The organism is Corallococcus sp. CA049B, assembly GCF_003611685.1.
GTDB lineage: Bacteria > Myxococcota > Myxococcia > Myxococcales > Myxococcaceae > Corallococcus > Corallococcus coralloides.
Genome location: NZ_RAWC01000363.1, coordinates 1 through 4,926 on the forward strand (window position 1 = coordinate 1; position 4,926 = coordinate 4,926).

Below are 4,926 nucleotides of genomic sequence, written 5' to 3' on the forward strand. Positions count from 1 at the left end.
CTGTAGCTGCCATCCGCGCCGGTGATCAGCGACACCGTCTCGCTGCGGTCCGCGTTGAGCCCCTCCACCTGCGCGCCCGCCGCGGGCTTCCCATCCGCCAGGTACACCCGGCCCGTCAGGTGCGTCGCGGGCTTGAGGGTCAGCTCCACCGGCGCCGTGCTGCCTCGCGGCACCTCCTGCGTGCCGCTCACCTTGCCCTTGCGCGCGGACACCGTGAAGCGCGGTACGAAGGGCGGACTCGCCAGCGTGAAGTTGCCGTCCGGCCCGGACAGCACCGACCCGTCGCACACGTCGCACGTCACCACCGCGTCCGGCACCGCGCCGCCCGACGCATCCCGCACCCGCCCGGACACCGAGGGCGCCTTCACCAGCACGACGTCGCCCATGTCCTGCGTCGTCGAGGGGCGGTCCACCACCTGCGGCTCGTACCCCGCCGCGTCCACCGCGACGATGAGCCGGTCCCCCGCCGTGGACAGCGGCAGCTCGAAGCGCCCATCCGGGCTGTTCACGTCGTGCTCGTCCACCCGGAAGCGGCGCACCGGCTGGCCCGAGTCATCCACCACGCGGCCCCGGAACGTCGTGCGCCGGCGCATCTTCACCTGCACCGGCGGCCCACCCGGCTTGCCCTGCGGCCGCTCCATCGGCTCGTAGCTCGCGTGGCGCGCCTCCACCGCGTAGGTGCGGTCCGGCCGCAGCGCGCGGAACTCGAAGTGGCCGCTCGAGTCCGTCTGCGTCGGCTCCGCCACGCGCGGCGCCACGCTCATCGCCGCGCCCACCACCGGCTGGCCGTCCTCGTCCACCACGTCGCCCGTCAGCTGCGCGCCCGCCTCCAGCTCCACCGTCACCTGCTGCTTCGCTCCGTCCTGCACCGTCACCGACCGGGGACTCGAGGGCAGGTACTCCGGATGCGACGCCACCAGCTGGTACGTGCCCGGCGGCAGGCCCCGCATGGGCACCACGCCGTCCGGCCCGGAGGGACGGTCGCTGCGGAAGATGTTCTCCGGATCCGCCCACATCGTCACGTCCGCGCCCTCGACTCGCCGGCCGCCGCTGGTCACCGTCACGTCCGCGCCCGCCTTCGCCTCCAGCGACAGCGTCACGTCCATCGCGGGCGCTGACGCCTGCACGCTGCCGCCACCCCACTCGGAGTGGTGCGCGTGCAGTGTGTAGAGCCCCGGCATGGGCACCTGCGCCGTGAAGTGGCCGTCCTCGCCCGCGTTCACCACGCCGCCCGTGGGCTGCACCAGCACGGACACGCCCGCCGCGGGCCGGCCGTACTCGTCGATGACCTGCCCGCGGATGACCGTGGCCTTCGCCAGCTCCAGCTCCAGCGGCGTCTCGCCCGGCGTCACGCGCGCGGGCAGCTGCGCCGCCGTGAAGCCCTCCGCCTGCCCCTCCAGCACGTACTCGCCCGGCGCCAGCGGCCCCAGCTCCGCCAGGGCCCCGGTGGGCACGGCGTCGCGGCGGATGAGGTCGCCCGCCACCGTGCGCAGGAGCAGCTGCGGGTTGGGCACCGGCTGGCCCTCCTCGTCGACAATCGTGACGAGCAGCCGGCCCGCGGCCTCCAGCACCAGCGTCACCTGCGTCACCCGCTGCGACAGCGTGAGCGTCCGCGGCGCGGAGCCGAAGCCCGGCGTCTCCGCCGTCACCACCACCTCGTCCGGGTACAGGCCGTTGAAGCGCACCGGCCCACCCTGCGCCTCCGCGTGCTCCTCGCGCGTCAGGTGGTCGCCGCGCAGCCGCACCGTCGCCGCCGCGGGCGCCCCGTCGCGCAGCACGCGCACCTCCAGCGTGCGCGACGGCGTCAGCTTCAGGCGCAGCGGCTGCGAGTCCGCCTCCACCTGCTGCGCCACCGCGGGCTGGAAGCCCTCCGCGTCCGCGAGCACGTAGAAGGGGCCCTCGCCCAGTCCCGACAGCGTGAAGGCCCCGCCCGCGCCCGCCACTGCCTCGAAGGACAGCGGCACCTTGCGCGACACCGCGCGCACGCGCGCCCCAGGCCTCGCCTGGCCGGAGTCATCCACCACCGTGCCGGTGATGCTCCGCAGGGGCGGCAGGTACAGCTCCACCGCCTCACCCGGCGCGGCCCGATCCTTGAGCGCCACGCCCAGCCCCGCCGAGCGCGCCCACACCGTGAAGGACACGCCCGCCAGGTGCTCGAAGCGGAACCTCCCTTGCGCGTCCGTGCGCACCGTGGCGCGCGCGGTGAGGAAGCCCTGCTGCTGTTCGAAGAAGGCCCGCGTGTGCAGCGCCGTCTCGTGCGCGGTGCAGGCCAGCAGCGCCAGGCCGCACTCGTCGCAGCGCACGTCCGCCAGCGTCCGCTCCGCGGAGGCCGCGAGCGACACCTCCGCGTCCGCCACCGGCCGGCCGTTGCCGTCCAGCACCCGCCCGGTGAGCGTCAGCCCCTCCTGCGCGCCGGACGACACCGCCACCGCGTTGAAGGCGGGCATCCCCTGGCGGATGGAGCTGGCGGAGACGGGCGAGACGGGGCGCGCGGCCGGCGCGCCCCACCGGGGCCCCAGCACGATGGCGGCGAGCGCCAGCACGGCGGCCACCGCGATGAAGACCCATTTGCGCATGTGTACGCGGCCGGGACCTTACTCCCAGGCCGGCCCCCCAACGACGGTTTCCCCCGGGAAATTCCAGAGCGTCCTCTTGAGGACGTCCCGGGGGCCGTGGGAGTTCCCGCCTCAGTCCTCGGCGAACGGTTGGATGGCCTGCGCCACCGCCAGCTCCTGCCGCGCCTCGCTCAACTCCGAGTTGGTGGCGCGCAGCCGGTCGCTCAGCACCTGCACGAAGCTCCAGAGCATCTTCACCGCCAGGATGGCCTCGCGCTTCATCAGCCCCATCAAGTCGGAGCGGGCGATGACCATGGTCCGCGTGGGCTCCGTGGCGCGCACGGTGGCGGAGCGGGGCGCGTTGTCGATGAGCCCCATCTCGCCGAAGTGCCCGCCCGAGCGCAGCTCCGCGATCTCCACGCCGTTCTTCTCGATGGCCACCCGGCCCCGGATGACGACGAAGAGCTCCTCGCCCGGCTGCCCCTCCACGACAATCTCCCGGCCCGCCGGGTAGGTGCGCGTGGTGGCGATGGACAGCACCGCCGTCTGCTCCTTGTACGTGAGGTGGCGGAAGAGCGGGATCTTCCGCAGCGCCTCCATGCGCGACTGCGCCTCGCTCGTCTCCTCGCTGGCGAGCGCCGCGCTGTCGCCGGCCACCTTCACCACCACGGCGGTGATGTTGTCCTTGCCGCCGCGCTCGTTGGCCATCTCCACGAGCTTGCGCGGCAGGTCCCCGGGCTGCAGCCCCGCGACCAGGGGCAGTATCTCCTCGTCCTCGATGTAGCCGTGCAGGCCGTCCGAACAGAGGAGGAACACGTCGCCGGGCATCAGGTCCACGATGAGCGTGTCGACCTGGACGGACTCCTGGATGCCCACCGCGCGCGTAATCACGTTGCGGTACTGCGAGGTGGCGGCCTGCTCCTTGGTGATGGTGCCGGCCTTGAGCTGCGCGGCGACGAGCGTGTGGTCCTCGGTGAGCCGGTGGCACTGCCCGTGCCGCACCAGGTACACGCGGCTGTCGCCCACGTGGCCGATGACGCCCTTGTTGCCGCCCACGGCCAGGCACACGAACGTGGTGCCCATGCCGCGCTTGGAGGCGTCCGTCATCGCCGTGCGGTAGATGTCCGCGCACGCGCGCTGCACCGCCACCTCCACCAGCGCGGCCGCGGCGGAGCGGCTGTCCGCAGTGGGGTTCTGCGCCAGGTCCTTGAGCAGGTGCCGGTTGGCCGCGATGTGCTGCTTGACGACCTCCGTGGCCCGCGCGCTGGCGACTTCACCCGCGGCGTGTCCGCCCATGCCATCGGCGACCATGAACAGGCCGAGCGACGCGTCCACCATCATCGCGTCTTCGTTGTGTTGCCGTTTCCGGCCGACATCGGTCAGCCCGAAGGCTTCTGTGGTCAAGGCCACCGCGAACGCTCCATCCGTGCCTAGAGGGTGACTCCGCACGTTACGCAGGCCGCCGAAGACGTGGCAAGGCTTCAGGGTTGCAGCCGCACCGACAGCAGGCGCGCGAAGCCTCCAGCCGTGTAGAAGCTGACCTCCACCTGACCGAAGCGCAGCCGCACCCCCTCCTCCACCGCCATGGGTTTGCGAGCCAACAGCCGGCCCCCGGCCACGTACGAGCCGTTCTTCGAGCCCGCATCTGTCAGTAGAAAACGGGTATCCCCTGCGTCCCTTGAAAACCACGCGTGGAACCGGGACACGCTGCCGTCATCCAGGACGACGTCGTTGTTGCCGGTGCGCCCCACGGTGATGCCCCGGCCAAAGGCGTTGCCCTGGGACTTGAGCAGCGGGAAGACGACGGGTTCGTCCTGACCGAGCGTCGGCGGCCCGGCGTTCGTCACCGTGCGGACCGGATAATCCTCCAGGTCGGAGGGGGTCACCCCGCCCAGGGGAGGCGTGAAGAGGAGGAGCCCCGCCGGGAGGCCCCGTTCGAACTCCTCGCGGTTGCGCAGGTAGCGCGCGACGTGGGCACTGAGCAGCTCGGCCATGGACGTGGATTCGGCGCCCTACCCGCACCGGCAGGCGGGGCCGCTCTCGCTCATGGAGTGTACCGCGCCCCTACCGCCAATCCGCGAAAAATCCGAGGTTCACGCCACCCACGAAGTCGCGCGCGAAGCTGCGGTTCTTCAGGCCGAAGGGCTCCGCGTAGCCCACGGCCAGGCCCACGCCCACGTCGCGCGGCAGCTGGTAGCCAATCTGGAGACGGCCCTGGACGGTGCCCGCGGTGCGGCGGTCCGGGGGCTGGGTGGTGAAGTGGGCGCCGTAGAAGGTGGGGCCGCCCGTCACCTGGAAGCCCCAGTGGGCCTTGCCCGGCAGGTGGTTGCGGTAGCCGAAGCCCACCTGCGCCGTGTGCTCGTAGTAGGAG

Annotated in this window: 3 protein-coding genes and 1 pseudogene; all 4 read right to left on the minus strand. The window is 72.6% G+C overall.

Annotated elements, in window-relative coordinates; all coding sequences use genetic code 11:
• The coding region (locus D7W82_RS38420) for a carboxypeptidase regulatory-like domain-containing protein (protein WP_120623005.1) at positions 1-2,576 on the minus strand (2,576 nt) is incomplete at its 3' end.
• Positions 2,577-2,687: 111 nt separating this feature from the next.
• Positions 2,688-3,965 (minus strand): Stp1/IreP family PP2C-type Ser/Thr phosphatase, encoded by a 1,278-nt coding sequence (locus tag D7W82_RS38425; protein ID WP_043323281.1) that lies wholly within the window; start codon positions 3,963-3,965, stop codon positions 2,688-2,690.
• A gap of 71 nt (positions 3,966-4,036) precedes the next feature.
• The gene (locus D7W82_RS38430) at positions 4,037-4,549 is read right to left on the minus strand and encodes an FHA domain-containing protein (RefSeq protein WP_120623006.1); all 513 of its coding nucleotides are present in this window, start codon (positions 4,547-4,549) and stop codon (positions 4,037-4,039) included.
• A 70-nt stretch (positions 4,550-4,619) separates the two neighbouring features.
• Positions 4,620-4,926, minus strand: a pseudogene (locus tag D7W82_RS38435) (hypothetical protein); the annotation flags it as partial.